At 68.1% G+C, this 25,484-nt stretch carries 29 protein-coding genes; 17 read left to right on the top strand and 12 right to left on the bottom strand.

What is annotated here, in order from left to right; genetic code table 11:
• The first annotated feature begins 169 nt into the window (after positions 1–169).
• A complete protein-coding gene (locus tag ACWEOI_RS09160) occupies positions 170–1,375 on the top strand; it encodes a mechanosensitive ion channel family protein (RefSeq protein ID WP_452359333.1) in 1,206 nt (401 codons plus the stop codon).
• Positions 1,376–1,432: 57 nt separating this feature from the next.
• Here the strand turns inward: ACWEOI_RS09160 and ACWEOI_RS09155 are convergent, their stop codons facing one another.
• Together ACWEOI_RS09155 and ACWEOI_RS09150 are read right to left on the bottom strand one after the other, a co-directional pair.
• Positions 1,433–1,780: a DUF6401 family natural product biosynthesis protein gene (locus ACWEOI_RS09155; RefSeq protein WP_433668217.1), complete on the bottom strand. Its 348-nt coding sequence runs from the start codon at positions 1,778–1,780 to the stop codon at positions 1,433–1,435.
• Between the two features lie 74 nt (positions 1,781–1,854).
• Entirely contained in the window at positions 1,855–3,030 is a 1,176-nt protein-coding gene (locus tag ACWEOI_RS09150) for an acyl-CoA dehydrogenase family protein (protein ID WP_452359332.1), read from the bottom strand.
• Positions 3,031–3,125: 95 nt separating this feature from the next.
• Here ACWEOI_RS09150 and ACWEOI_RS09145 point away from each other — a divergent pair, with 95 nt between their 5' ends.
• Entirely contained in the window at positions 3,126–4,271 is a 1,146-nt protein-coding gene (locus tag ACWEOI_RS09145) for a cystathionine gamma-synthase (RefSeq protein ID WP_379274514.1), read from the top strand.
• A 75-nt stretch (positions 4,272–4,346) separates the two neighbouring features.
• Here the strand turns inward: ACWEOI_RS09145 and greA are convergent, their stop codons facing one another.
• Positions 4,347–4,838 carry a transcription elongation factor GreA gene (gene greA, locus ACWEOI_RS09140; RefSeq protein ID WP_433668214.1) on the bottom strand — a complete coding sequence of 164 codons (492 nt, stop codon included), beginning with the start codon at positions 4,836–4,838 and terminating at the stop codon, positions 4,347–4,349.
• Positions 4,839–5,085: 247 nt separating this feature from the next.
• Entirely contained in the window at positions 5,086–5,502 is a 417-nt protein-coding gene (locus ACWEOI_RS09135; protein ID WP_357091780.1) for a DUF4307 domain-containing protein, read from the bottom strand.
• Between the two features lie 173 nt (positions 5,503–5,675).
• Between ACWEOI_RS09135 and mca the strand changes: the two genes are divergently transcribed.
• Together mca and ACWEOI_RS09125 are read left to right on the top strand one after the other, a co-directional pair.
• Positions 5,676–6,557, top strand: coding sequence for a mycothiol conjugate amidase Mca (gene mca / locus ACWEOI_RS09130; RefSeq protein WP_433673478.1), 882 nt, complete (start codon positions 5,676–5,678; stop codon positions 6,555–6,557).
• Positions 6,557–6,844 carry a hypothetical protein gene (locus ACWEOI_RS09125; RefSeq protein ID WP_379095766.1) on the top strand — a complete coding sequence of 96 codons (288 nt, stop codon included), beginning with the start codon at positions 6,557–6,559 and terminating at the stop codon, positions 6,842–6,844. The genes mca and ACWEOI_RS09125 overlap by 1 nt, the downstream gene beginning before the upstream one ends.
• Before the next feature lie 219 nt (positions 6,845–7,063).
• Here ACWEOI_RS09125 and ACWEOI_RS09120 read toward each other — a convergent pair whose 3' ends face one another.
• Positions 7,064–7,531 (bottom strand): VOC family protein, encoded by a 468-nt coding sequence (locus tag ACWEOI_RS09120; protein ID WP_433668212.1) that lies wholly within the window; start codon positions 7,529–7,531, stop codon positions 7,064–7,066.
• A 171-nt stretch (positions 7,532–7,702) separates the two neighbouring features.
• On the opposite strand from ACWEOI_RS09120, the gene ACWEOI_RS09115 reads away from it, so the two are divergent.
• Positions 7,703–8,749, top strand: a complete 1,047-nt coding sequence (locus ACWEOI_RS09115) for an AraC family transcriptional regulator ligand-binding domain-containing protein (RefSeq protein ID WP_452359331.1) — start codon at positions 7,703–7,705, stop codon at positions 8,747–8,749.
• A gap of 10 nt (positions 8,750–8,759) precedes the next feature.
• Here the strand turns inward: ACWEOI_RS09115 and ACWEOI_RS09110 are convergent, their stop codons facing one another.
• Positions 8,760–9,452: a hypothetical protein gene (locus ACWEOI_RS09110; protein WP_452359330.1), complete on the bottom strand. Its 693-nt coding sequence runs from the start codon at positions 9,450–9,452 to the stop codon at positions 8,760–8,762.
• A gap of 139 nt (positions 9,453–9,591) precedes the next feature.
• Between ACWEOI_RS09110 and ACWEOI_RS09105 the strand changes: the two genes are divergently transcribed.
• Both ACWEOI_RS09105 and ACWEOI_RS09100 read left to right on the top strand, forming a co-directional pair.
• A complete protein-coding gene (locus ACWEOI_RS09105) occupies positions 9,592–9,801 on the top strand; it encodes a hypothetical protein (protein ID WP_357091767.1) in 210 nt (69 codons plus the stop codon).
• A gap of 42 nt (positions 9,802–9,843) precedes the next feature.
• On the top strand, positions 9,844–11,226 hold the full coding sequence (locus ACWEOI_RS09100) for a flotillin family protein (protein ID WP_452359329.1): 1,383 nt from the start codon (positions 9,844–9,846) through the stop codon (positions 11,224–11,226).
• Positions 11,227–11,364: 138 nt separating this feature from the next.
• On the opposite strand, the gene ACWEOI_RS09095 is transcribed toward ACWEOI_RS09100, so the two are convergent.
• Positions 11,365–12,789, bottom strand: coding sequence for an MFS transporter (locus tag ACWEOI_RS09095; protein ID WP_452359328.1), 1,425 nt, complete (start codon positions 12,787–12,789; stop codon positions 11,365–11,367).
• 285 nt (positions 12,790–13,074) lie between these two features.
• On the opposite strand from ACWEOI_RS09095, the gene ACWEOI_RS09090 reads away from it, so the two are divergent.
• On the top strand, positions 13,075–13,584 hold the full coding sequence (locus ACWEOI_RS09090; protein WP_433668203.1) for a hypothetical protein: 510 nt from the start codon (positions 13,075–13,077) through the stop codon (positions 13,582–13,584).
• Between the two features lie 61 nt (positions 13,585–13,645).
• Here ACWEOI_RS09090 and ACWEOI_RS09085 read toward each other — a convergent pair whose 3' ends face one another.
• The 3 genes from ACWEOI_RS09085 to ACWEOI_RS09075 all read right to left on the bottom strand — a co-directional run bounded on the left by ACWEOI_RS09085 (position 13,646) and on the right by ACWEOI_RS09075 (position 17,135).
• Positions 13,646–14,581, bottom strand: coding sequence for an SGNH/GDSL hydrolase family protein (locus tag ACWEOI_RS09085; RefSeq protein ID WP_452359327.1), 936 nt, complete (start codon positions 14,579–14,581; stop codon positions 13,646–13,648).
• Positions 14,582–14,663: 82 nt separating this feature from the next.
• Entirely contained in the window at positions 14,664–16,568 is a 1,905-nt protein-coding gene (locus ACWEOI_RS09080) for an alkyl sulfatase dimerization domain-containing protein (protein WP_433668199.1), read from the bottom strand.
• A 189-nt stretch (positions 16,569–16,757) separates the two neighbouring features.
• Positions 16,758–17,135, bottom strand: a complete 378-nt coding sequence (locus ACWEOI_RS09075; protein ID WP_452359326.1) for a hypothetical protein — start codon at positions 17,133–17,135, stop codon at positions 16,758–16,760.
• Between the two features lie 281 nt (positions 17,136–17,416).
• On the opposite strand from ACWEOI_RS09075, the gene ACWEOI_RS09070 reads away from it, so the two are divergent.
• The 9 genes from ACWEOI_RS09070 to ACWEOI_RS09030 all read left to right on the top strand — a co-directional run bounded on the left by ACWEOI_RS09070 (position 17,417) and on the right by ACWEOI_RS09030 (position 23,460).
• Positions 17,417–18,814 (top strand): DUF1254 domain-containing protein, encoded by a 1,398-nt coding sequence (locus ACWEOI_RS09070; RefSeq protein WP_452359325.1) that lies wholly within the window; start codon positions 17,417–17,419, stop codon positions 18,812–18,814.
• Between the two features lie 210 nt (positions 18,815–19,024).
• The gene (locus tag ACWEOI_RS09065; protein WP_452359573.1) at positions 19,025–19,972 is read left to right on the top strand and encodes a DUF1254 domain-containing protein; all 948 of its coding nucleotides are present in this window, start codon (positions 19,025–19,027) and stop codon (positions 19,970–19,972) included.
• 64 nt (positions 19,973–20,036) lie between these two features.
• A complete protein-coding gene (locus ACWEOI_RS09060; protein WP_452359324.1) occupies positions 20,037–20,900 on the top strand; it encodes an alpha/beta fold hydrolase in 864 nt (287 codons plus the stop codon).
• Positions 20,901–21,247: 347 nt separating this feature from the next.
• Positions 21,248–21,556, top strand: a complete 309-nt coding sequence (locus tag ACWEOI_RS09055) for a helix-turn-helix transcriptional regulator (protein WP_433673476.1) — start codon at positions 21,248–21,250, stop codon at positions 21,554–21,556.
• On the top strand, positions 21,553–21,909 hold the full coding sequence (locus tag ACWEOI_RS09050; protein WP_433668193.1) for a DUF1048 domain-containing protein: 357 nt from the start codon (positions 21,553–21,555) through the stop codon (positions 21,907–21,909). Before ACWEOI_RS09055 ends, ACWEOI_RS09050 begins: the two co-directional genes overlap by 4 nt.
• A gap of 1 nt (position 21,910) precedes the next feature.
• Entirely contained in the window at positions 21,911–22,228 is a 318-nt protein-coding gene (locus tag ACWEOI_RS09045) for a DUF1048 domain-containing protein (protein ID WP_379279216.1), read from the top strand.
• Positions 22,229–22,346: 118 nt separating this feature from the next.
• Positions 22,347–22,496, top strand: a complete 150-nt coding sequence (locus ACWEOI_RS09040; protein ID WP_433668192.1) for a hypothetical protein — start codon at positions 22,347–22,349, stop codon at positions 22,494–22,496.
• A 185-nt stretch (positions 22,497–22,681) separates the two neighbouring features.
• Positions 22,682–22,897: a hypothetical protein gene (locus ACWEOI_RS09035; RefSeq protein ID WP_433668190.1), complete on the top strand. Its 216-nt coding sequence runs from the start codon at positions 22,682–22,684 to the stop codon at positions 22,895–22,897.
• Positions 22,898–22,986: 89 nt separating this feature from the next.
• Positions 22,987–23,460: a hypothetical protein gene (locus ACWEOI_RS09030; protein WP_452359323.1), complete on the top strand. Its 474-nt coding sequence runs from the start codon at positions 22,987–22,989 to the stop codon at positions 23,458–23,460.
• A 32-nt stretch (positions 23,461–23,492) separates the two neighbouring features.
• Here the strand turns inward: ACWEOI_RS09030 and ACWEOI_RS09025 are convergent, their stop codons facing one another.
• On the bottom strand, positions 23,493–24,545 hold the full coding sequence (locus ACWEOI_RS09025; RefSeq protein WP_452359322.1) for an extracellular catalytic domain type 1 short-chain-length polyhydroxyalkanoate depolymerase: 1,053 nt from the start codon (positions 24,543–24,545) through the stop codon (positions 23,493–23,495).
• A gap of 131 nt (positions 24,546–24,676) precedes the next feature.
• Positions 24,677–25,471 (bottom strand): maleylpyruvate isomerase family mycothiol-dependent enzyme, encoded by a 795-nt coding sequence (locus ACWEOI_RS09020; RefSeq protein WP_452359321.1) that lies wholly within the window; start codon positions 25,469–25,471, stop codon positions 24,677–24,679.
• Between the last annotated feature and the right edge of the window lie 13 nt (positions 25,472–25,484).

Genomic DNA, 25,484 nt, shown 5'->3' with positions numbered 1-25,484 from the left:
GATGGCCCGCCCGATGAGGGGCGGGCCATTCGTCGTCTTTGGGCGGCTGTCCGATCCGATTGGGCAACACTTTCGCAAACAGCCGGATCCGAGGATCGACTCGGCGTATAACGGCCCCGTGGAGCAGTTCCGGCAACCCGGCCGGAACAGATAGCGAAGGGACGGGGTCATGCACACCTCGAGTTCGGCTATCGATATCCAGATCGGGCGAGGGCTCTCCGACGCGTGGAGTTCCATCGCCACCTGGGTGCCCAAATTCGTCGGGTTCCTGGTCATCCTGCTCATCGGCTGGTTCGTGGCGAAACTCGTGGCCCGGCTGGTGACCCGAATCCTGCACCGAGTCGGCTTCGATCGCCTCGTCGAACGCGGCGGCATCAAGGACATGCTCGCCCGCGGCAGCTACGACGCCACCGGCATCATCGCCAAGCTGGCGTACTACGCGGTGCTGTTGATCACCCTGCAACTCGGCTTCGGCGTCTTCGGCCCGAATCCGGTGAGCACCATGCTGAACGCCGTCGTGGCCTGGCTGCCGCGACTAGCCGTCGGCATCATCATCATCTGTATCGCCGGCGCCATCGCCCGCGTCGTCCAGGACATGGTGTCGAACATGCTGAGCGGCCTCGACTACGGCCGCATGCTGGGACGCATCGCGGCCGTGTTCATCTGGGGCATCGGCATCATCGCCGCGCTCAATCAGATAGGCGTCGGAACCTCGGTCACCATGCCGATCCTCATCACCGTCCTGGCCACCGTGGGCGGCATCCTCGTCGTCGGTGTCGGCGGCGGACTGATCCGGCCCATGCAGCAGCGATGGTCGGGCTGGCTGGACACCATCGAGGGCGAGATGCCCGAGGTGAAGGGCCACGCCCAGGCGTATCAGCGCGGCCGCGAGGACGCCGCGCGCCAGCGCCAGGCCCAGCAGGAGGCCATGGCCGCGCAACGGGCCGCCATGGCGCAGCAGCCGACCATGGCGGGTCAGGGCATGGGCCAGATGCCTCCGGGTAAATGGGCCGAACCCGGCAGTGGCGCAATGGGTTACGGACCGCAGGGGTATCAGCAGCAGGGCGGATACGGGCAGGGCGGCGGCCAGATGCCCCAGCAACAGCCGGGTCAGATGCCCCAGCAACAGCCGGGTCAGATGCCCCAGCAACAGCCGGGTCAGATGCCTCCGCCGCAGACCGGGCAGATGCCTCCGCAACAGACCGGTCAGATGCCCGCGCCCGGAACCGGCCGGATGCCGTCACCGCAGAGCGGCCAGATGCCACCGCAATCCGGCCAGACGCCCCAGAACGATCAGCCGACGCCCCCGGCGCAGCGCCCCGATCGGGGCGGCCAGCTACCGCGGCACGGCGACCAGGATCGCGGCGACATGTAGCCGACGCTCTTTCGGGATCAGGGAGCTCTCAGCGGCTCCCTGATCTCGTTTCGGGGTTCAGGAGGCGCGGGCGAGGGAGCAGACGGCGGCCAGGCGGAGGTGCAGCCAGTCGGCGTCCTGCCAGTCCAGCGGAGAGCGCGGGAGCGCGGCGTGTTCGGCTTCGCGGAGGTCCTCGAGGATGCCGCGGGCGTACCCGGCGAGCAGCACGCTGACCGGGACCAGGCCGGAGTTCTCCACGCCCAGGTCGAGGATGTCGCGGACGGCGGCGGCGTGCTGGTCGATGACCGCGCTGACGCCGGGGAAGACTGCCGCGGCTTCCAGGGCGGGGGCTCCGTGGGTGCGCTGCAGTCGATTCAGGGTTTTACGCGCCGAGACGACGAGCAGAGCGGAGCCGGGCACAAACACCCGGCGATGCTAGCAACCCGCCCGCGGCCCGCGGATCGAGTGTGATATATCACGCATTCCTCCGGAAGTCCCGCTCAGCGGAAGGCTTTCGAGCCGGTCAGCGCCTCGCCCAGCACCAGCTGGTGCACCTCCGCGGTGCCCTCGTAGGTGAGCACGGATTCCAGGTTGTTGGCGTGCCGCAGCACCGGGTACTCGAGGGTGATGCCGTTCGCGCCCAGAATGGTCCGGCATTCGCGCGCGATCTGGATGGCCTCCCGGGTGCTGTTCAGCTTGCCCGCGCTGATCTGCTCGTTGGAGATCACGTGCCGGTCCTTGAGCCGCCCGAGGTGCACGGCCAGCAGTTCACCCTTGCCGAGTTCGAGCGCCATGTCGGCGAGTTTGGCCTGGGTGAGCTGGTAGGCGGCGAGGGGCTTGTCGAAAACCTCACGGGTGCGTGAGTATTCGATCGCGGCGGACAGGCAGTCGCGGGCCGCGCCGAGCGCGCCGAAGATGATCCCGAATCGCGCCTCCGACAGGCAGCCCAGCGGCGCCGCCAATCCCCGCGCCTCCGGCAGCTGCGCGTCGGCGGGCAGCCGGACGCCGTCGAGAGAGAGTTCCGCGGTGATCGAAGCCCGCAGGGACAGTTTGTGTTTCATCTCCCGGGCACTGAATCCCTGTGTGTCCGTGGGCACCACGAAGCCGCGGATCACGTCCCGCTCGCCCTCGCGCGACTGCGCCCACACGATGGCGACATCGGCCACCGACCCGTTGGTGATCCACATCTTCGAGCCGTCGAGGATCCAGTCGTCCCCGTCGCGCCGCGCCCGCGTCCGCATGCCGCCCGGATTGGATCCGAAGTCGGGTTCGGTGAGCCCGAAGCAGCCGATCACCCGCCCGGCCGCCATCTCCGGCAGCCACCGCAGCTTCTGTTCCTCGGACCCGTACTTGTGGATGGCGGTCATGGCCAGCGAGCCCTGCACCGACACCATGCTGCGCACTCCGGAGTCGACGGCCTCCAGCTCCAGGCAGGCCAGCCCGTACGCCGTCGCCGAGGTGCCCGCGCACCCGTATCCCTCCAGGTGCATCCCCAGCAGCCCGAGCTTGCCCAGCTCCGGAGCCAGCTCCCGCGCCGGGAAGGTCCCCTCCTCGAACCATTCGGTCACCCGCGGCCGCAACCGTTCCGCCGCGAACGCGCGCACCGTCTCGCGGATGGCGCGTTCCTCGTCACTGAGCAGGGAGTCGATGGCGAACAGCTCGTCTACGGTGACCATGCGCCCACGATAGGACCGCCCGCGCGACGCCCACAACGCCGCGCCGATACCGACCCGGAGGCGGGGCGGACCGGCCGCGTCCTTAGGCTGTTCGCATGAGCGATCAGCTGGGTTTCTCCACACGGGCGGTGCACGCCGGGTTCGATCCGGACCCTCAGACCGGTGCGGTGAACGTGCCGATCTACGCGAGTTCGACCTTCGCCCAGGACGGGGTCGGCGGCATGCGCGGCGGCTACGAGTACGCGCGCACCGGCAACCCGACCCGGACCGCGCTGGAGGCCAACCTGGCCGCGCTCGAATCCGGCACCTACGGGCGGGCTTTCGCCTCCGGTATGGCGGCCACCGACTGCGCGATCCGGGCCAACCTGCGCCCCGGCGACCACATGGTGATCCCGAACGACGCCTACGGCGGCACCTTCCGGCTCATCGACAAGGTGTTCACCCAGTGGGGCATCGAGTACTCGGTCGCGCCGATCTCGGACGTGGACGCCGTGGCCGCGGCCATGCGCCCCAACACCAAGCTGGTGTGGGTGGAGACCCCCACCAACCCGCTGCTGAACGTCGGTGACATCGCGGCGCTGGCCGAGGTCGCCCACGCGGGCGGCGCGAAGCTGGTCGTGGACAACACCTTCGCCTCCCCGTACCTGCAGCAGCCGCTGCTGCTGGGCGCGGACATCGTGCTGCACTCGACCACCAAGTACCTGGGCGGCCACTCCGACGTGGTCGGCGGCGCGCTCATCACCAACGATCAGGAGCTGGACACCAAGTTCGCGTTCCTGCAGAACGGCGCGGGCGCGGTCCCCGGCCCGATGGACGCCTTCCTCACCCTGCGCGGCATCAAGACCCTGGCCCTGCGCATGGACCGGCACTGCGACAACGCCGAGACCATCGCCGAGTTCCTGGCCAACCACCCCAAGATCGCCCAGGTCATCTACCCCGGCCTGCCCGAGCACCCGGGCCACACCGTCGCGCAGAAGCAGATGCGACGCTTCGGCGGCATGATCTCTGTGCGTGTGCACGGCGGCAAGGAAGCGGCGCTGGAGTTCTGCTCCAAGACCAAGATCTTCACCCTGGCCGAGTCCCTCGGCGGCGTGGAATCGCTGATCGAGCACCCGGGCGCCATGACCCACGCCTCCACCGAGGGCTCCGCGCTCGAGGTCCCGGCCGACCTGGTCCGCCTCTCGGTCGGCATCGAGGACATCAGCGACCTGCTCTCGGACATCGAGCAGGCCCTGGCCTAGGTCTCAGCACAAAGAAGCGCCGCACCGGATTCCGGTGCGGCGCTTCCTTTGCATCTCGGCCGATACAGCGGTTGATCAGCTGTGGTAGGGCTCCGCGGAGACCAGGGTCACCTTCATGGTCTTGCCATTGGGCAGGGTGTATTCGCGGGTGTCGCCGACCTTGGCGTCGATGAGGGCGCCGCCCAACGGGGAGCTGGGGGAGTAGGTCTCGAGGTCGGCGCTGCCGAGGCCCTCTTCGCGGGTGGCGATGAGGAAGGTCTCGGTGTCGGACTCGTCACCGTCGTAGTAGACCTTGACGACCGAGCCGGGCAGGGCGACGCCGGACTTGGTGGGCGCGACGCCGACCTTGGCGTTGTTCAGCAGTTCCTGCAGCTGGCGGATACGCGCCTCCTGCTGGCCCTGCTCTTCACGCGCCGCGTGGTAACCGCCGTTCTCCTTGAGGTCGCCCTCTTCACGGCGCTCGTTGATTTCGGCCGCGATGACGGGACGGTTGGCGATGAGCGCGCCGAGTTCGCTCGTGAGCCTCTCGTGCGACTCCGGGGTCAGCCAAGTCACGGTCTCAGTCATCTCGATCACTCCCTAGTAGTTGTCCCCGGCAAGCCGGGATTCCCTGATGCCCGTTGCTGAAACCCATCCGGAGATGGGCACACAGCAGCAGTGGACAGCCAGAGCGATCCCTGGGGAGAGTCCCGACAGCGCCGGCCGTCAATGCAGCAAACACGGCTCCGAACGCCGGAACCGTGTATCGCGTCATTTTAGCACGATTTGAAAATGCGCTGGTAGAAGCGGCAATGCGGGTCGCATACCCGACTTTTCACCCGGCGCGCAGGTAGGCCGGCACATGCTCGGTGCAGCCGTAGACATTGGCCGCGCCGGCCCGGCGGGCGGTCTTGATGGTGGTGTCCATGCGGACGGTGCCAGCGTCGGAGCCGGGAACCAGGATCTCGCGGCGGCCGACCTCGTCGGTGTCGCCGTCCATGGCGCGCACGATGCAGGCGACCGCGGTGCCGGGATCCTTGCGGGTCACCTTGAATTCGATGGTGGTGGTGGAGTCGTCGACGACGGTGTAGCCGAGGCGTTCCGGTTCGATGTCCTGCGGCCCGTAGGTGCGGAAGCCCAGGTAGGCGACCACGAGTCCGCCGACGAGAACGATCGGTCCGAGGGCCCAGGGCAGCCAGCGGCGGTTCTTCCGCGGCTTGATCCCGTACCTGTCGGCCGGTCTTTCGCTCATATCGGGGACGCTCCCGGGGGGTAGGTCGGAACAAACAACGATCGGATGGAACTATAGGGAATGGATATCCGATGCCTGTGTCTGGACTCGGCACGTGCCAATTGATACAGCTCGACGCTACGAGGTGAAAACGTGATCGGTGAGGTGAACGAGAAGTGAGTGGTCTTCGCCTCATGGCGGTGCACGCCCATCCCGACGACGAATCCAGCAAGGGCGCGGCCACCACCGCGCGCTATGCCGCCGAAGGCAACGAGGTGCTGGTCGTCACCCTCACCGGCGGGGAGCGCGGCGACATCCTGAACCCCGCCATGGACACCCCCGGCATCAAGGACCGCATCACCGAGGTCCGCCGCGAGGAGATGGCCGCCGCCGCCGAGGCGCTGGGCGTCCGCCAGACCTGGCTGGGTTTCGTGGATTCCGGTCTGCCGGAAGGCGATCCGCTGCCGCCGCTGCCCGATGGCTGCTTCGCGCTGGTGCCGCTGGCGGAGGCCGCCGAGGCGCTGGTGCGGGTGGTGCGCGAGTTCCGGCCGCACGTCATCACCACCTATGACGAGATGGGCGGCTACCCGCACCCGGACCACATCAGGTGCCACCAGGTGTCGGTCGCGGCGTACGAGGCCGCCGGCGATCCGGAGCGGTTCCCCGACGCGGGTGAGCCCTGGACGCCGCTGAAGTTGTACTACGACCACGGCTTCAGCCTGGCCCGGCTCGAGATCTTCGCCGCCGAGTACGAGCGCATCGGTGAACCGTTCCCCATGCAGGAGTGGATGGACCGGATGCGCAAGTACGCCGCCGAGCGTGGCGACATCATGGCCCGGGTGACCACCCAGGTCGAGTGCGCCAAGTACTTCCCGGCGCGGGACGACGCGCTGCGCGCCCACGCCACCCAGATCGACCCCAACGGCGCCTTCTTCGCGGTGCCGACGGAGATGCAGCAGCGGCTGTGGCCGACCGAGGAGTTCGAGCTGGCCAAGACCCGCGTCAAGACCGCGATCCCGGAGACCGACCTGTTCGCGGGCATCGACGACGCCGACACCGAGGACGCCGCCCGATGATGCTCACCCTGCTCGCCCAGACCAACAACTCGCCGACCGGCCCGGAGTTCGGCAAGGCGTCGCCGCTGGGCCTGGTCATCGTGCTGGTGTTGCTGGCGGGCACGATCCTGCTCATCCGGAACATGAACAAGCACATCAAGAACCTGCCCGCCGAGTTCTCCCCGGAGCACCCGGAGGCGGATCAGGAAGCCGACGAGGGCACCGAGCACGGAATCGCCGCGCAGGAGGACGACGACGCGTCGCCGCGCAGCGAGTCCAAGCCGGAAGCCACCAACGGCACGGCCTGACCCTGACGATGCGCAGCGCCCCCGGTCCACGGACCGGGGGCGCTGTCGTTTCCCGGTACTCGGAACAATTCCGGTCACGCTGCCGTTTCCGCACCGGAGAGCGAAAACGCCGGAGTGGAAAGGGAAATCGCGATGCCGAGCCCGCCGGGACGACCGAGGGGATCGCGGGCTTTGTCCGCAAGCGCCTGGGCTGAGCCGGTCTCGTTCCGGGTCGCGGGATCACTCCAGGGTCGGCTGGTCGTAGAGGGTGAATCCGCCCTTGCCGTCCGTGTCCACGCCGAGGAATCGCCCGGCGTGGAAGGGGTTGTTGGCGAGCAGCCGGACCACCGTGTTGTCCGGATCGAAGAGGTCGAGGACCGCGCCGTATTCGCCGCGGTCGAAGACCTCGCCGCGGGTGTAGTCGAGTTCGTCGGCGCGGGCGGCGAAGGCGTGCAGGTCGTCGACGGAGTCGACTTCCAGCGCGAAGACGTCGAACCCGCCGAGGTCCGGTTGCCCGGGGCAGTATTCGCGTTCGCGCAGCGCGATGCCGAATCCGCTGGGGTGCATGAGCTGCGCGCCGCGCAGGTCGCCCTCTTCCCGGAATTCCCCGGCCAGGCGCAGGTCGAGTAGGTCGGTGTACCAGGCGACGCTGCGCGCCAGGTCGCTGACCGGCAGCTTGACGTGGCGGATGCGGACGAGTCCGGCCATGGGTGGCTCCTGATTCGGTGCGCGCGGTGTCGTCGGGCGGGAACCCCGCAAGGATGCCACTTCCCGGCCGCCGTGGCGTGGAATGGCGCTCGAAACGCCGGTGTCGGAATACCTCTGGGGGGTATGTGGTTGCGGTGAGTCCACGCTCGATCTCGTCAGAAGGTGGCATTCATGGCTACGCCGACCCTGGACCGGTCCGCCGACGCGGCCAATACCGTTTCCTCCCATGTGGTGGGGGTGATGGTGGAGGCGGCCCTGCGGGCCGGGGCCGACAAGGAGCAGCTCGCCCGGCTGCTCGGCCAGGATCCGGCGCTGCTGTCCGACGACGCGCTGCGCATCTCGACCCTGAAGGTGTCGCGGCTGTGGGAGTTGCTGTACGGGCTGGCCGGTCCCGAGGCCGGGGTGCTGGCCGCCGAGCGGGCCGAGCGCGGACGGCTCAATGTGTGGGACTACCTGATCGGCACCGCGCCCACGCTCGCCGAGGGCCTGCGGGATGCCGCGCGCTACAACAACGCCATCTGCGACCGCCGCGTCGACCTCGAGGTGATCGAGGACGGCGCGCTGCTGACCGTGCGCTACGGCATCTTCCCGCACGCCGGCGCCGCGCAGGCTGTGCACCGGGAATTCGTGATGGCCGTGATCGTGCGCCGCGCCGCCGAGAGTTTCGGCGCGGCGGGGCTTCCCGTCCGCGTCGACTTCACCCACCCGGCCCCGGCGGACCGCGGCTACCTGGTCCGCGCCCTCGGCACCGCGAACCTCCACTTCGGCCGGGCAGCGGACGCCATCACCTTCATGGGCTCCGATGCCGGTCAGACCGCGAGTGACCCTGTCCTGCAAGCGATCCTGCGCTCGCACGCCCAGCAGGTCATCAACTCGATCGCGCCCGAACCGGGGTGGCTGGACGCTTTCCGCGCGGCTCTGTACGCGACGCTGCCGGACTCCGGCGGGGACGGCGTCCGCCTGGAGAAGGTCGCCCGCGCTCTCCGTCTGAGTGAACGCACCCTGCAACGCCGCCTGGCCGAGCACGGCACCGGCTGGCGCACCGAACTCGAAACCCTCAGGCGCGATACGGCGCTCGCTCTGCTGCGCGACCCGGCCGTGCCGGTGCGCGTGGTGGCCCTGCGTCTGGGCTATCGCGATCACCGTGTCCTGGCCCGGGCCTTCCGCCGCTGGACCGGCCAGTCGCCCGCGGGTTTCCGCCGCGGCCTGGTGCGGTGACCGGGCCGGATCAGGCCGGGTCGGCGGTGAGGTGGAGGTAGGCGGTGTCGAGGGGGATGTCGACGGCGAACCAGGCGGCCGGGCGGTCGTCGTCGCGCGGGCACCAGGCGGTGGCCACGCACAGGCGAGCGGCCTCATCGGTGGCCAGGCCGGGCAGGTGCCATTCGATCCGGGCCGGATCCCGGTAGCGGACACCGTATTCGGCGTCGTGGTCGTCGGCGTGGATCCGGTGCGCCCAGCTGCCGGGCATGAGGCGCGCGTCCTCGGCCTGCATGGCCAGCAGTTCGGAGTCGGGGCCGCCGATGCACACCATGAAGTGGTCGTTCTCGATGCTCACCGCCGCGAGGCACTCCCCGGTGTCCGGTCCGCTGGTGGTCCCGGCGGGCAGATCGGTCAATTCGGCCGTGAAGACCAGTCCCGGGACCGCGCTGTGCGCCTTCACCTGCCAGATCCCGGCCCACAGCGCGACTGGCGCGCCCCCGTCCCAGGCGGGCATCTCGATGCTCCCGACCAGCAGGTCGACGGTGGCGTCCCGATGCCGCCACCGGTGCAGATGCGACCCGTTCGGCAAGCGCCACAGCGTGTTCGGACCGGCGGGCAGCAGCTCCGACCCGATGGTGACGCCGAACCCCACGATCCCGAGCGGGGTGTCGATCACGGCGGGACGACGGTCTACCTGAGCGAGATGGTCGGTGGGGAGCATGAACCCATCATGCAGGGTCCGTATCGGAGCCCGCTGACCGGTTGCACCCGTTAGTTTTTCGTAAAGGAAATTTCCGGTTGTCCGGCGCGGGATTAGCGTTTGTGGTGTCGAACAGCTGCGGTTCCGGGGGGTGGGGTTGATGGCGGCGGACGTGATCGGCAAGTTCGCGCGGGTGACGGCCGCGATCACCCCCGACCACCTCGGCGAGGTGTTGATCGAGGTGCGGGCCGGGTCCGAACGGTTCCTGGCGCGCGCCGCCGACAGCGAGTCGACGATTCCCAAGCACGCTCAGGTGCTCGTGGTCGGCAGTCTGGGTGGCCGGACCGTCGAAGTCGTTCCCGTGAAATGAAGGTGCATCGTGGACATCCTGGTCATTGGTTTGGTCGGGTTGGTGTTCGTTGTTCTGTTGGCCGGAATCGGGTTGCTGCGGCTCGCGTGGCGCGTGGCCGAACCCGATGAGGCGCTGATCATCTCGGGTTTCCGAGCCGGATCGGGGCCGGGCGGGTCGGGAGAGAGTATGGGGTTCCGGATCGTCACCGGGCGCGGGTGCCTGGTCGCGCCGGGGTTGACCAAGGTGCGGCGAATCTCGCTGGAGGCGCACGAATCCCAGATCGTGGTGCCGTGCGTGAGCCGGCAGAAGATCAATCTGCAGCTGACCGGTGTGGTGATGTACAAGGTCGGCGACGACTACACCTCGATCGCCAATGCGGCGCGGCGGTTCCTGGACCGGCCCACCGACGAGCTCGAGACCAAGGTGCAGAACGTGTTCATCGGTCATCTGCGCGCCATCGCGGGCTCGATGACCGTGGAGGACATGATCAGTGATCAGGACAAGTTCTCCGAGCAGGTGCGGGACCGCTGCTCGCACGAGATGGAGTCTTTCGGCCTGGTGATCGACTCGTTCCAGATCCAGTCCATCGCCAGCGAATCGAATTACATCGCCAATCTGGCCATTCCGCACCAGGCGGAGGTGGAGCAGCACGCCCGCATCGCGCGCGCCAATGCCGAACGCGAGGCCATCGCGCAGGAGCAGGCGGCGCAGGCGGAGGTCGCGTTGTCGGTGCGCGACACCCAGATCAAGAAGGCCGGATATCAGGCCGAGGTGGATCGGGCCACCAAGGACGCCCAGCAGCAGGGCCCGCTGGCCGAGGCGACCGCCCGGCAGGCGGTGGTCGAGGTGGCGACCAAGGTCGCGCAGCTCGAGGCGCAGCAGAAGGAACAGCAACTCCAGGTGGAGGTGCGCAAGCCCGCCGACGCCGAGGCCTACAAGCAGACGACTCTGGCCACCGCGGCCCGTGACGCCCGCATCAGTCAGGCCGAGGCCGACGCCGCGGAGACCCGGCTGCGCGCGGAAGCCGCTGCGGCGCAGACGAAGTTGCAGGCCCTCGCCGAGGCCGAATCGATCAAGGCGCGGGCGGCGGCGCAGGCCGAGGCGACCCGGCTCACCGGTCAGGCCGAGGCGGACGCGATCAAGGCGCGCGGTCTGGCCGAGGCCGACGCCGTGCGCGCCCGGATGGCCGCGGAGGCGGCGGGCATCCAGCAGCGCGCCGAGGCGATGAGCCAGAACCAGGAGGCGGTGATCGCCCAGCAGATCGCCGAGCACCTGCCGGAGATCGTGGCCGCGGCGGCGAAGCCGTTCGAGCACGTCGGGCAGTTCACGGTGCTCAACGGGGCTCAGGGCGTGACCTCGGCGCTGGCCGAGATCATCCAGCAGGCGGGGACTCTCGCCACCATGGCGCGGGAATCCCTGACGCCGGAGATCAGCCGTTCGTGATCGAGTCGACGAGAAGGACGCGGTGACCAGGCGCAGCGGGATGCCGAGCGGCACGATCGAGAGGAAGTAGTTCCGGCGATGGCTCGGTGGGAAGAATCCCACCGAGCCATCGCCGATTCGGTCGCGGCTGTTCGGATGTCAGGCGGCAGCCGAGACCTCCTGGTCACGCCGGGCCGGGGACCGGAAGGTCGCCAGGGCGAGCGCCGCCGCGCCGACGGCGACGATGCCGGCGGTGACGAACGCCGCCGAGAAGCCGTCGGTCAGGGCGGCGGTGTCACCGAGCCGGTCGGCGCCCGCGTTCGCCGCGATGGCGGTGACCGCGGCCAGGCCCAGGGCCGAACCGATCTGGTAGCCGGTGTTCACGATGCCCGAGGCGAGGCCGCCCTCCTGCGGCGGCGCGGCCGAAATGGCCGTCTGCAGTGTGGGAATGAAGGCCAGCGACATGCCCAGCGCCGCCACCAGCGAACCGGGCAGCACGTCGATCCAGAAGTTGCCGTCGGGACGGATGAACGACAGCCACGCCAGTCCGGCGGCCAGGATGACCAGGCCCGCGACCGTCATGGTGCGAGCGCCGAAGCGCGCGAACAGTTTCGGCGAGATCGCGATCATGCCGACCATGATGAGCGCGGTCATGGGCAGCAGCGCCGCGCCCGACGGGAAGGCCGAATAGCCCAGCACCTGTTGCAGATACAGGTTCAGGAAGAACCACATCGGCACCCACGCCGCGCCCAGCAGTACCTGGGCGAGGTTGGCCGCGCCGAGGTCGGGTGCGCGGAAGATGCTCAGCGGCATGAGCGGTTCGCGGCGGCGGGCCTGGATCGCGATGAACGCGCCGAGCAGGGCGACGGCCGCGGCCAGCACCACCCAGGTGGAGGTGGCGGACCAATCTCCGCGCACCACACCGAAGACCGCCGCGCCCAGTCCGAGCGTCGCTGTCACCGCGCCGAGCAGATCCACCGAGGCGTGCGGGGCCATCGCGCCGTCGGGCACCAGGGCCGGGGCGGCGAGCAGGGCTACCAGCGCGATCGGGATATTGATGTAGAAAACCCAAGGCCACGAGGCGTATTGGGTGATGAGCCCACCCAGGAACACACCGGCGGTGCCGCCCGCGGGCGCGGCCGCACCGTAGACGGCGAAGGCCTTGGTCAGTTCGCCGGGATTGCCGCCGAACAGCATCATGAGCAGGGTCAGGGCGGAGGGTGCGATGAGGGCCGCGCCCGCGCCCTGGACGCCGCGTCCGATCAGTTCCACCGCGGCGTTTCCGGCGAGCCCGGCGACCAGTGAACCGACCGCGAGGATGCCCCAGCCGGTCTGGAAGATCCGTCGGGCGCCGACGATGTCGGACAGCTTGCCGCCGAGCAGCAGCAGGCCGCCGAACACGACCACGTAGGCGTTGAAGACCCAGGACAGGTTCTCCTGCGAGAAGCCCAGCGCGTCCTGCATTTCCGGCAGTGCGACGCCGATGATCGAGGTGTCCATGATGACGATGAACTGGGCGAGGGCGATGAGCCCCAAGGCGATCCAGCGCCGCGACGGGGGTGGCGCGGTGGTGTGGGTGGACATAGGAATCACTCCCTGGCAGAGGTATCGGGCGGCCGGGTGGCCACTGGCTGTTCCAACCCGTCCATTGGTACCCCCGTGGGGTATGTGAAGAACAGCCCGGAGCAGTGTGACCCTTCTCATACATATAGGGGGTATGGGTATATATCCGGGTGTTGGCCTGCGCGAAAAGGCCGTCGGCGCCGGAACTTTCGGCGAATTCGGGCGGGGACACGCGCCGGAGACAGTTGACATCGACCCGGTGTGGGCTGTGAGGATTGGCCGATGATGAAACGAACGATCAATAGCTTGACCGCCGTTGCCATCCTCGGAGCCGGCGCGGCCGTCGCCGCGGCACCGGCCGGCGCCGAACCCGGCGGCCCCTGTCAGCTGGGCTGGTCGAACACCGAACCGCGTTCCTGCGTGCAGAACAGCTTCAACACCGGCCCGGTCTTCACCGTCGGAAACGGTGTCTGCGCGGGCATGTTCTCGGTCGGCGGCACGGCCTTCGACGGCCCGCTCTACCAGTACTCCGAGGCGCCGGGCGCCTCACACTCGGTGATCCTGCGCATCAGCCAGGGCTTCTCCCTGCTGGGCAATTGGGCCCCGACACTGCTGGCCTGTGACGTCAATGCCGTCATCGACTGGACCAATGCCGACACCGGCCAGCAGGGCAGCGTCACCCGCTTCATCGCCGCGGGGCAGAACAGCACCTATCCGGCCATCTTCCCGGTCGACACCGGACCGGGCCGCGTGCACCTGACCATCCGCACGGACCGCCCGAACGTCCCGGTCAACCTCGACGTCGTCGTGCCCTAGCGTCGAATTCGGCCACGATCGGGCTCCCACTCGAATCTCGGATTCGGGTGGGAGCCTTCGTTCATCGGGCCGTCAGGAACTGGTGCAAGCCCTGGGCGACGGCGGCGTCGCCCTGGACGGTCGGGTGGCCCGGCTGCCCGTACCAGTCCGGACCCGGGGTGAAGATGCCGTTCAGCCACGGGTCGGGGGAGCACAGTCCGTGGCCCGCGGTGACCGCGGCGGCATCGAAGTACTCGACCCCGAGCGCGGCGGCCCCGTCCCGCGGAGCGGTGCGGAGGCTGTCGAACACGTCGGTGACGGCTCCCGCCCGGGGCAGGCCGACCGGAACGCCCAGTACGCCCATGCAGATCGCCTGGTCACCCGGCGTGTGCAGCTCCTGGTAGCCGACCAGCACGATCCGGGCGTTCGGCGCGTAGTAGCGGATGTAGGTGACGATGTCGCGCAGGTGGTCGACGTAGTCCTGCCCGGTCAGCAGCGCGGGCGGATTGGCGTTGGTGGCGGCGTCGGCCGTGCTGCACCCGCGCAGCACATCGAGCAGGCACGGCACCAGCTCGTTCTGTGCCGCATGGTCCGCGCCCCAGGCATCGTTCAGACCGAACTGCAGCAGCACCGCTTTGGTCCGCGGCCCGAACGCCCCGTCCGCGGCCGCCTGTCGCGCCTCGGTGAGCGCGGTCCAGAAGTGGTCCTCCCCGTGCCGCCACATGTACGCGCCGACGCAGGACACGTCCGCGACATCCTGGGTCGCCGACAACCCCATTCGATCCGCCAGCTGATTCGGCCAGGAGGTGGGCAGATGCGGGCAGGCCACCCCGGCGGGCTGCGGCTGCATGGTCGACCAGGTGGCATTGGCCGTATTCGAATCGCCCATGACGACCAGCGTCTTCCCGCCGTTCGAGGCCGCCGGATCGGTGTCGGCCCCGGCCACCGGTGCGGTGAGGCCGCTGATCAGCGCCGCCCCTCCGAAGACCATCGCGACGGCGGAGAGAAAACGGCTCATGGTCCTCGGCATTTCGTGCGGTAGAGATTCGGGCGCCCGTACGGGTCGCCAGATCCTAGCGCGACCCGTACGGCGGAACCGCTTATTCGGGGGTGACGATGGCGAAATCCGGGTTGGGTTCGTCGAACAGGGCGGTGAGTTTGACGAAGCTCTGGGCGTCACCGTCGATGGTGAGCGCGCCGGACTTGACGGCCGTGCTGATGTCCTGACCGCCGAGCAGGACGCCGATCAGGGTGGCGCGGGTGAGGGTGAAGGTGACGTCGGCGGGCGGGAGTTTGTCGCCCTCGCGGCGGTCGAAGTGGATGAGGACGCCGTTGCGCAGTTCGAGGCGGTGGGTGCGCTTCTCGTCGGTGAAAACCCAGTCGCTGATGGCCTTTTCGTGCCAGGACTTGGGGCCGTCGAGCCGCAGGGAGAGGGCGTCGAAGACCTGGTCGATGGTCAGGGCCGCCATCATGGACGGGGAGGTGGTCTGGGTGGGCGTGCCGATATTGCCGTTGCGGAGTTCGTAGGCGCCCATCAGGAAGAAGTTGCGCCAGGTGCCGTTCTCGGCGCCGTAGCCGAGCTGTTCGTAGGTGTCGGCGAGCAGCGACTTCGCGGCGGTGTTCGCGGGGTCGGCGAAGACGACGTAGTTGACCACCTGCGCGACCCAGCGGTAGTCGCCCGCGTCGTAGGCCGCGCGCGCCTTGCGCAGCACCTCGTCGGCGCCGCCCATGAATTCCACATGGCGGGTGGCCGATTCGACCGGCGGGTGCTCCCACAGGTGCGCGGGATTGCCGTCGAACCAGCCCATGTAGCGCTGGTAGATGGCCTTCACATTGTGGCTGACCGAGCCGTAGTAGCCGTGCGCGTGCCAGGACCCGGCGATGGCCGGGGGTAGCTCGATGGCTTCGGCGATCTCACTGCCGACATAACCCTGGTTCAGGCGCCGCAGCGTCTGGTCGTGCAGGTACGCGTACAGGTCCCGTTGCAGCGCAAGGTATTCCACCAGGCGCTCGGTGTCCCAGGTCGGCCAGTGGTGGGAGGCGAACACGACGTCGGACTCGTAGCCGAACAGGTTGATCGACTCGGTCAGGTACTGCGACCAGACGTGCGGGTCGCGCACCAGCGCACCGCGCAGGGTGAGCAGATTGTGCAGGGTGTGGGTGGCGTTCTCCGCCATGCAGAGTGCGCGGTGGCCGGGGAAGTAGAAGTTCATCTCCGACGGCGCTTCGGTTCCCGGCGTGATCTGGAAGACGACGCGGACCCCGTCGACCGTCATCTCCTGACCGGTCTCGGTGATGTCGTGGGTCGGCGCGATCAGGGTGACCGTGCCGGTGGAGGTGGTCTGCCCGAGGCCCGCGCCCACCTGGCCCTTGGGGCCGCGGGGGAGCGCCGCGCCGTACATGTAGGCGGCGCGGCGGGCCATCGCCGTTCCGGCATAGACGTTCTCGGCGACCGCGTGCTCGAGGAATCCGGCGGGCGCGATCACCGGGAGGCGACCCGCGTCCACGTCCTCCTGGGTGGTGACGCCGTCCGCGCCACCGAAGTGGTCGACGTGCGAGTGGGTGTAGATCAGGCCGGTCACCGGCTTGTCGCCGCGGTGCGCGCGGTACAGGTCGAGTCCCGCCTTCGCGGTCTCGGCCGAGATGAGCGGGTCGATCACGATCACGCCGGTGTCGCCCTCGATCAGGGTCATGTTCGACAGGTCGAGGCCGCGGATCTGGTAGATCCCCGGGGTCACCTCGTACAGGCCCTGCCGGATGTTCAGCCCGGCCTGCCGCCACAGGCTCGGATTCACCGAGGACGGGCAGGCGCCGTTCAGGAAGCTGTAGGAGTCGTTGTCCCACACCACATTCCCGTCGGCGTCCTTGACCACGCCGGGCTCGAGCGCGGCGATGAAGCCGCGGTCGGCGTCCTGCTGGTCGGTGGTGTCGCCGAAGGGCAGATCGGCGCTCAGTCGCTTGTTCTGATCGATGATGAACTGGCTCGGTTCGGTCGTCGTGCTCACTGCTTGCCTCCTGTTCCGCCGGGCGGATCCGGCGAGATCGGTGTTTCGCTTTCGCGGAGCGGGTGTCAGGGCGTGACGGCGAGAGCGCCGCCGAATTCGGTGATGAGCAGGATCGGCGCCCAGATGGGCGCGGTGAGGGCGATCAGGGGCGAGGCGAGAATGCCCAGCAGGATCAACATGCGAGTCTCCTTATTCGCCGGCGTGCAGGACCTGGAGCCAGAACACCGGCAGATACTGGCTGACGCAGTCGGCGAGCACCGTTGCGCCGGGCTGGAATTGGGCGTAGGCGGGGCCGGTCGTGAAGTCGGTGGCCGAAACGGCAGGGTCGCCGCCGGGGGGTGACCAGGAACCGGGCGGATAGTTGACGACCGGCGGCAGGCCGCGCACCGTCGGCGGGTCGACGCTGTAGAGCCCGCACTTCCACCATTCGCCGGGCGCGGACTCGACCTTGATCACGCCTCCGGGTTCGGGGGTGAACCGGGGTTGGGCCGTCGCGGGCGCGGCGGCGAGCACGCACGACGCGGCGGCGGAGACGGCCAGGGTGATCGGGACGCGTAGCGGGCGCACGGGGGCTCTCCTTGTAGCTCACGACATCGGGATGTGGCGACTGCCGACGGGTCCGACGGTAGTGCGAGAGTGTCGGTAGCTGATCAATTGCCACTCACCCTGTTTAGATGATTTCGGTGCGAAAAAATACAACCAGTTGGAACTAGTCTCTCCTAGACTCTCTCCTTGGTACAGGGAAAAGTCCAGCTCTATCGGTTATCGACGCCCGTTCGTTGACGTCGCAGAAGGGTCGTGTGTCCGTGAACTTCGAGAAGAGTAGCGAGCATCGGGAGTTTGCCCTCGTGTCGCGACGGTCCGCCCTGGGGCTCGGGATCGCCGCGATCAGCGCGGTCGGGCTGGCAGCCTGCTCCAGCTCGGACAGCAGCGGTTCGGTCGCGAGTTCGACCAGCGCCGCCTCGAGCGATCCGGCCGCGATCGCCACCGACGCCTACGTGTTCGGCTATCCGCTGGTCGTCATGGACGTGACCCGGGAGAACGCGGCTCCGACCAACCGCTTCTTCCACGGCGAACCGCCGACGCCCGAGGACAAGTCGGTGGTGCGGCTCAATCTGGACACCCTCTACTCGTTCGCCTGGCTCGATGTACGGGCCGAGCCGATGGTGTTGCAGGTCCCGGCCATGGAGTCCGACCGCTACTGGCTGATGCAGATCATGGATGCCTGGTCCAACACCGTGCAGGACCCCAGTAGCGTGCACCCGCAAGTGAAGTCGGGCTCGGACTCGCCGCCGTTCACCTACGCCATCACCGGTCCTGGATGGTCGGGGCAGCTGCCCGAGGGGGTGACCCAGCTACAGGTGCCGACCGGGACCGTGTGGGTCGCCGGACGTCTGCAGTTCAATGGCGGGTCGGATGTCGACCGCGTGCGCGAATTGCAGCGGCAGCTGAAGCTGGTTCCGCTCAGCACCTGGGTCAAGGATCCGGCCGCGGTGCAGGGCGATCCGGGTCTGCCCAATGCCAACAGCGGTGACGCCGCCAAGACGGTCGCGCAGATGGACGGACCGGCCTTCTTCGACCGCATGACCAAGCTGATGGCGGCCAATCCGCCCGCGGCCGCCGACGCCGACGCGCTGAAGCGGTTCGCGAGCATCGGAATCACCAAGGGCGGCAGCGTGAATGGCGTGTCCGCCGAGGTGCTGAACACGGCCGTCAAGACCGGGTCGGAGCGGATTCCGACCTACAAGAATCCGGCGGCCGAGGACGCCAACGGCTGGATCTTCGACCCCACCATCGGTGCGTACGGCACCAACTACGGTCAGCGCGCGCTGGTCGCCATGCAGGGGCTGGGCGCGAATCTGTCCAAGGACGCGCTGTATCCGACCGTCTACGGCGTGGCCGATGACAGAGGCACTCCGCGCCGATTCCGGATTCGCTTCGCCGCCGGGCAGCAGCCGCCGGTCGACGCGTTCTGGTCGATCACGGCCTATGACGGCGCGAGTCACCTCGTCGACAACCCGGCGCAGATCTACTCGGTCGGTCATCAGATCAAGCCGACCGAGGGGCCGGACGGATCTCTCGAAATCGCGGTCCAGAGCGCTGATCCGGGCGACTTGGTCCCCAAGGGCAACTGGCTGCCCATCCCCGCCTCGGGGCAGTTCTCCCTGACCATGCGGCTGTACGCGCCCAAATCCCAGGCCGCGGACGGTGGTTGGCAGCCGCCGAAACTCGAACAGCTCTCCTGACCGGAAGGACCGATGGTGAATACCCGTGCAGGACAATCTCGGCGAGGCAAGCTGCGTGTCGCATCGGCGCTGCCGATCGGCCTGGCCGCGCTGACCGCCTTCGCGCTCACCGGGTGTGACAGCTCGTCCGATTCGAAGAGCAGCTCCCCGTCCTCGACCGCCGCGGGCGCGTCGGCGACGAAGGCCGCGGAATACCCGCTGGGCAAGCCGATCACCGTCACCGCGGACAATTTCGTGCGCGCCGAGAGCGACCGCCAGTTCGACATCGGCGTCAAGGAGGGCGCGTTCGGCAAGTGGAACCACTTCCGCGAGCTGATGCCCATCGATGCGCAGGCCGTGGTGCGTGCCAACCGGGACACGTTGTACTCCAACGTGATCGTCGACCTCGACGCCGGTCCGGTCACCGTCACCATGCCCGACGCGGGCAGTCGATTCATGTCGTTGCAGGCCATCGACGAGGACGAATACACCTCGCATGTCAGCTACACGGCGGGCAAGTACACCTTCGACAAGGACAAGGTCGGCACCCGGTACGTGATGCTCGGCATCCGGACCTTCGTCGACCCCAACAACCCGGCCGATATCGACGCCGTCCACAAGCTGCAGGACCAGGTCGGCTTCGAACAGTCCGGCGGCCCCGGCACGTTCGAGATTCCGCAGTGGGACAAGGCAAGCCAGGACATGGTCCGCAACGCACTGCTCGCCCTGGCCTCCACTATGCCCGACACCAAGGCCGCCTTCGGTCCGCGCGGCCAGGTCGACGAGGTCCGCCACCTGATCAATGCCGCGTCCGGCTGGGGTGGCAACCCGGAGAAGGACGCCCTCTACGTGTACGGCACCCCGGCGGAGAACAACGGCCAGGTCAACTACAAGCTGCACGTGAAAGACGTTCCCGTGGACGGCTTCTGGTCGGTAAGCCTGTACAACGCCCAGGGCTATTACGAGGCCAACCCGCAGAACTCGTACACCGTCAACGGCACCACGGCCAAGAAGAACCCCGACGGTTCGGTCGACATCCAGTTCGGCGGCTGCGACGGCCAGATCCCCAACTGCCTGCCCATCATGCCGGGCTGGAACTACATGGTCCGCCTCTACCGCCCCCACCAGAACATCCTCGACGGCACCTGGACCTTCCCCCAGGCCGAGCCCATCCGCTGAGCGGTCGGGCACACTGGAACGGCCGCGCGCGCCCCGGCGGCCGAACCCAGGAGGACCCGCGACGATGCAGCCCAGGCTCGATGAATGGATCGCCGGTGGAATCAGCGGTCACGACATCTTCCACCGGCAGGACGGGCCGGTCGACGGCCGTCCGGTGACGCTGTTGCACGGCTTCCCGACCTCGTCGCACGATTGGGCGCCGATCGTGCCGCGGCTGGTCGAATCCGGTTGCCGGGTGACCACTCTGGATCTACTCGGGTTCGGGGCCAGTGCGAAACCGGTGCGGCACGACTATCTGATCACCGAGCAGGCGTCGATCGTGGAGGCGCTGTGGGAGCGGCTCGGGATCGGGCCGACCTCGCTGGTGGCGCACGATTACGGGGTCTCGGTCGCGCAGGAACTACTGCACCGCGACCCGAACCGGATCACCTCGGCAGCCTTCCTCAACGGCGGGCTGTACCCCGACCTGCACCGGCCCACGCGTGTGCAGAAGCTGCTGCACAGTCCACTCGGCGCCGTGGTCCAGCACCTGGCCTCCGAGCGGATGTACCGAAAGTCCTTGCGAGAGATCCTCGGTCGCCCGGTGAGCGATGAACTGCTCCACGACATGTGGCTCGCCACCACCATGAGCGAGGGCAAACGCGTCCAACATCGACTGCTCCACTACATCGACGAGCGCCGCCAGCACGCCGACCGGTGGCGCGAAGCGCTCGAGCAGTACCCCGGCCCACTGCTGTTCGTCTGGGGCCCGGCCGACCCGGTCAGCGGCGCCCACGTGCTGCCCCGGCTGCGTGAGCGCCTCCCGCACGCGACGATCACCGTCCTCGACGAACCACCGGTCACCGGGCATTACCCGCAACTGGAGAACCCCGACGCCGTCGCCGCTGCCCTGACCGAATTCCTGAGTCTCGGGGTGGCCGGGTCCTGACATCGACACCATGACGACCCTCCCGAATCGCCCCAATTCCGCTGTCCTCGTAGTCGATTCGGGAATGTCAGCGTCGCTACGCCGAACAGGTTGGGGCGCGCGCTATGAAGACGCGGTCTCCGAGCGCATCGTCCCCGCGTAGCGGCCCGAGTAAGTCGCGCCGCCGCGCTTCGCCGGCTGATGGGCGCTGAGGCATCGCCGGAACGGTGAGGGCTGGGCGGGCTCGCCGCCTCGGTGCTACTTGGTATTGCTGACTACCGCTACTCTGCGTTACAGTCTAGTGGTAGTCAGTACCACCGAATAGCGTGGTCCGAGGAGAGGAGGCGGCTACGGACAACTTGACCGAGATGCTCAAGGGGACGCTCGAAGGGTGTGTTCTCGAGATCATCGGCAACCAGGAGACATACGGTTACGCGATTACGCGGCGGCTGAATGAACTGGGATTCGTGGACGTCATCGAAGGCACCGTCTACGCCATCCTGGTGCGCTTGGAGAAGAACGGCCTGGTCGATGTTTCCAAGCGGCCGTCCGAAGTCGGTCCGCCGCGAAAGTTCTACTCGCTCAACGAAGCAGGGCGTAAGGAACTCTCGACGTTCTGGGAGAAATGGGAATACGTCTCGGCGCGGATCGACGAGCTCAAGGGGAGTGGGAAATGAAGTTCTGGGAAACGGTCACCGGCGGCGATCTCACCAAGGAGTACAAATCCTTCGACGCTCGGGCCGAGGCGCTCCCCGCCGAGTATCGAACGGCATGGGACGCGATCAAGATTCAGCTCTACCCCTACTCGGACTTCTCGGGCCGCAACCTGATGCCGATCCTCGACGGCGCCCTGGGGCTGCTCGAGGCGGCGGCGGCGGACGGTCAGAGTGTTCGCGAGGTGGTGGGCGACGACATCAAGGGCTTCTGCGCGGCGATCGCGGGCGGCGAAGGATCCAAGGGCTATCGCGACAAATGGCGTCAGCAGCTCAACGACAACGTCGCCAAGAAACTCGGCCGGCTAGGAGGATAACGTGGGCATCCGCGACATCATCGAAGGTAAGCGGGAGTGGCGAGCGCACGTCGCGCGGGTCAAGGCGCTCCCGGCGGACTATCAGATCGTCTACAAGGAGATACAGAAGTACTTCTTCAAGGTCGGCCCGGTCGATCTGGTCGGCGGAAATCTGCTTTCGGGACTTCTCGATTTCTTCGAGGAAGGCGCCGCGGCCGGCACCGGAGTCATGGAGCTGATCGGCCCCGACGTCGCGGCATTCTGTGATGATCTGATCCGGGACTCGCAGACCTACGCCGACATCTATCAGGAGTCTGTCGGCAAGGACGCGGCCAACTGATCGTTTCGGCGAAGCCGCCGCGGCCGTCAGCATCCCGTAAAGATGTGTGCCGGCCGTGGATTCGGCGCGGATCATGGATCTTCGGAAGCGATGTCGGCCGAGGAACGAGGTGATCGGAATGTCGTTCGACAGCGTGGCGGCCGTGATGGCATCGGAGACGGTTCCGACCTACTCCGGTCCCGCGGTGGCCATCGGGACCGCGATCCTGCTGTTCGCTCTCGCCGCCCTGGCGACCTGGGTGTTGTTCGCCGAGCATCGCCACAGGTGAGCCCGGCGCGGCACGTGGCTCTGGGGGCGGGCCGAGTCGGTGAGTGGGAAAGATTGGGCGATAACGAAACGGACAAGTCGGTAGCAAAGAGGTGGCAAATCACTGCCTCGGTGGCCTAGCGTCGGTCCTCGTCGCAGTCTGTCCGAGCTCGTCATCATCGTTCTCGATTCGTAGGAGCTGATGAGATGCTTGCAGGAATCGCCCGCTCAGCGGTGGTCGCCGCGGTAGCCGTCCCGCTCGTCGCCTTGGCGGCCGCGCCGGCGTCCGCGAGTGAGACCACGGCATCGCCCGTGAACCGGCCCGTTGCGGTGCAGAACGTGGACGCCCCTTACATCTGGGTGAACATCTGTGTCCACATCCCGACTCCGGGATCGGCCACTCTGAACTGGTGCTTCCCGTAGCCGATCCGCTGTGCCCGAACGAGATTCGACACCTCCGCGCCGTGCGCGCTTCGTCGTGCGGTGCGGTCATTCAACGGAGAGGAGCAGCTATGCAGGCCGGCGTCCGTGTCGCCGCGTTCGGCGTCACCGCTCTCGCGTGGATTCTTCCCGCTACCGGTCCGCTACACGCGGATCCCGCTGGGTGTACCGTCCCCGCCGACACCACGAACCAGTACCTGATCCTGTACGGCGGCTCACGGTCCGTCCCCGCCGCCGCCAACGGTGAATCCATGGCCATCGTGCGGTTCCCCAGCCAGAGCTCCCTGCAGTACTTGGTGGCCGGGACCGGGGTGTGGCACGACAGCACCTACACCTACACCTCACCGGAGCCCGGCGTCGCCGTCATCGACGCCACCGAGGCGGCCGCCGCGGGACCGGTCACCTACTCGGTCACCTTGCGGTGCCGGACCAACGAATCCGGCTCCTTCTCCTACACCGGCCCGGGCGCGGACACTCCGAGCACCGACAACGCCGCTCCCAGCACGAGCAACGCCACCTACCGATTCAGCCGCAGCGCCATCTGACAACTGCCGCAACGCATCACAGCGGCCGCGGCTCACGCGCAGCGGAAGCCCATATCGGTGCGGTGGATGCGGGAGAAGAAGTCCCACGCCGCCCGCGAGGCGTTCGGGCCACGGGCGTCGGTGAACTCGGCGGAGTCGGGATCGGCGGAACCGCCCGACCAGTAGTGCGCCATACCGTGGATCGTCCACAATTGCAGTGTGGGACAGTTCGTTTCGTGCTGTTGCCAGGACTCGACGGTGTAGGAAAGGCCCTCGGGTCTGTCGGCGACGCCATCGGTGATGCCGGTCGGCTGCGGGGGAATCCCATGCGGGTCGGCCTGGGCGGTGAGTACCAGGTTGTCGGTCTGTCGCCACTGCTCGATGACCTCGCGCCCGCATTCGTACGGCACCGCTGGATCGGCATCGCCATGGAATCCGATGACCGGGAGCACCCTGCGATGCTGCCTCTCGGCGGAGAATGCCTGTGCGGCCAGTTGTCCGGTGGACACGGTCGGCAGATACGGGCCCACGCAGCCGAGCGCGCCATGATCGAACGCCGCACCCGAGTGCACGCCGATGGCGGCGAACAGGTCCGGGAAATACGCGCCCAGCAGCGTGGTTTCGTAGGCCCCGGAGGACATCCCCAACGCGTAGACCCGATCGGAATCGACGTGGTAGCGCTCGATGGCGAGCCGGGTCATCGCCGCGATCGCGGCGGCATCACCGGAAGCCCGGCTCTCGACAGCGGGCGCGAGCAGCCCCGACCAGCAGCGCTGTTGCAGCAGATGGAACGGGCTGCCGTCGACATAGAGGACCACGAACCCGCCGCCGCGAGCGATCGGATCCAGGAGATTGGCGCGATGCTGCTGTTCGGCGGTGGTCTTGCACCCGTGGATCATCACCACGAGCGCGGGGTTCTCCGGCAGGTCGCCCGGCACGAAAGCCTCGTAGCTGTACGTCAGTACGCCGGAGGTGTAGATGCCGGTGTCGATCCGGCCGGGTTCGTCGGGCCCGGCGGTCGATGGGGACGCGGTCGCGATCAGCAGGCCGATCAGGAGAACGACCAGGGGCAGCCGGATAGTGCCGCGGTGGTCGAATACGCGCATTGTTCCCCGGCTTTCACCGATGTGGTCGCGCACGGTCTCGATCGCGATTCCGCGGGCGCGGCTTCCCGAGAATTGTCCCGCAGGATCCGCGCGAACCTGTGGGGTTTGCGGTAGACGACCGGCTGGTCGGTTCAGACGAGATCGATGTCGTCGAGTAGGCGAGTGCCGAGATCGGTGTCGCCGGTGAGCGACACCTCGCAGTCGCGCCAGGCGGCGCGAGTCGTGCCCCAGAGGGGAAATTCCGTGGCGAGAGCGGTAATTCGCGTAGCCGCGCCCTCCTGCTCCCCGCGCCGCACGCGCACGCCGCGGCCCGGATCCGGTTCGATGCGCCAAGTGCCGCCGCCCGGGCCGTTGAAGGTGATCGCGACGGGGGCGTCGAGCCAGGCCAGGCGGTCGCGGTGCGACTGCTCCAGCAGGCTGGTCAACCAGGCCAGGATCGAGGCCACCCGCCGTTCGTCGGTCGGCGGGTGCGGGCGGTCCAGCGCCGGGGCGATGTCGTGGCGCAGGTGGGTGTGCCAGTCGAAGAGGAACATCGCCGGGAAGAGGCGCGTCGGGTAGCGGCCGAGCTCACCGACCCGCAGCCGGACGCGGCCGAGACCGGGCGCGCTCATGACGGCGAGGGCGGCGGTGCCGACTCGGGTCCAGGTCGCGAAGCCCTCGGCGACTTCCGCCGGCGACCGCCGACGCGACGCCGCCACCGCCCGCTCGTTGAGGCTCTCCACGTCCCTGGTGGCCATGAACGTGAGCGCGGCCGGGGTGACGACGGTACGCAGGTCGGCGGCCATATGCGCGACAACGTCTTTCACGCTCCAGCCCGCCGCCCGGCTGTCGGTCCGCCATTCGGCATCGGTGAGATCGGCGCAGTAGTCGAGCACGGCCTGTCGCTCGATGCGCAGCGCCGAGAGGTGGTCAGCAGTCGCGCTCACCCTGGGATCTTAT

The organism is Nocardia sp. NPDC004340, from assembly GCF_053602575.1.
Note: the sequence above shows the minus strand (reverse complement) of the source record. Positions and strands in the feature narration are given on the sequence as shown.

Bases quoted from the DNA above. Each gene is read 5' to 3' on its own strand.
- ACWEOI_RS09150 (WP_452359332.1), bottom strand. From the start codon at position 3,030: ATGGTCACCGTAGACGAGCTGTTCGCCATCGACTCCCTGCTCAGTGAC.
- ACWEOI_RS09145 (WP_379274514.1), top strand. From the start codon at position 3,126: ATGAGCGATCAGCTGGGTTTCTCCACACGGGCGGTGCACGCCGGGTTC.
- ACWEOI_RS09115 (WP_452359331.1), top strand. From the start codon at position 7,703: ATGGCTACGCCGACCCTGGACCGGTCCGCCGACGCGGCCAATACCGTT.
- ACWEOI_RS09135 (WP_357091780.1), bottom strand. From the start codon at position 5,502: ATGAGCGAAAGACCGGCCGACAGGTACGGGATCAAGCCGCGGAAGAAC.
- ACWEOI_RS09035 (WP_433668190.1), top strand. From the start codon at position 22,682: ATGCTTGCAGGAATCGCCCGCTCAGCGGTGGTCGCCGCGGTAGCCGTC.
- greA (WP_433668214.1), bottom strand. From the start codon at position 4,838: ATGACTGAGACCGTGACTTGGCTGACCCCGGAGTCGCACGAGAGGCTC.
- ACWEOI_RS09055 (WP_433673476.1), top strand. From the start codon at position 21,248: ATGCTCAAGGGGACGCTCGAAGGGTGTGTTCTCGAGATCATCGGCAAC.
- ACWEOI_RS09095 (WP_452359328.1), bottom strand. From the start codon at position 12,789: ATGTCCACCCACACCACCGCGCCACCCCCGTCGCGGCGCTGGATCGCC.
- mca (WP_433673478.1), top strand. From the start codon at position 5,676: ATGGCGGTGCACGCCCATCCCGACGACGAATCCAGCAAGGGCGCGGCC.
- ACWEOI_RS09160 (WP_452359333.1), top strand. From the start codon at position 170: ATGCACACCTCGAGTTCGGCTATCGATATCCAGATCGGGCGAGGGCTC.
- ACWEOI_RS09125 (WP_379095766.1), top strand. From the start codon at position 6,557: ATGCTCACCCTGCTCGCCCAGACCAACAACTCGCCGACCGGCCCGGAG.
- ACWEOI_RS09105 (WP_357091767.1), top strand. From the start codon at position 9,592: ATGGCGGCGGACGTGATCGGCAAGTTCGCGCGGGTGACGGCCGCGATC.
- ACWEOI_RS09085 (WP_452359327.1), bottom strand. From the start codon at position 14,581: ATGAGCCGTTTTCTCTCCGCCGTCGCGATGGTCTTCGGAGGGGCGGCG.
- ACWEOI_RS09120 (WP_433668212.1), bottom strand. From the start codon at position 7,531: ATGGCCGGACTCGTCCGCATCCGCCACGTCAAGCTGCCGGTCAGCGAC.
- ACWEOI_RS09030 (WP_452359323.1), top strand. From the start codon at position 22,987: ATGCAGGCCGGCGTCCGTGTCGCCGCGTTCGGCGTCACCGCTCTCGCG.
- ACWEOI_RS09025 (WP_452359322.1), bottom strand. From the start codon at position 24,545: ATGCGCGTATTCGACCACCGCGGCACTATCCGGCTGCCCCTGGTCGTT.
- ACWEOI_RS09040 (WP_433668192.1), top strand. From the start codon at position 22,347: ATGTCGTTCGACAGCGTGGCGGCCGTGATGGCATCGGAGACGGTTCCG.
- ACWEOI_RS09050 (WP_433668193.1), top strand. From the start codon at position 21,553: ATGAAGTTCTGGGAAACGGTCACCGGCGGCGATCTCACCAAGGAGTAC.
- ACWEOI_RS09060 (WP_452359324.1), top strand. From the start codon at position 20,037: ATGCAGCCCAGGCTCGATGAATGGATCGCCGGTGGAATCAGCGGTCAC.
- ACWEOI_RS09110 (WP_452359330.1), bottom strand. From the start codon at position 9,452: ATGCTCCCCACCGACCATCTCGCTCAGGTAGACCGTCGTCCCGCCGTG.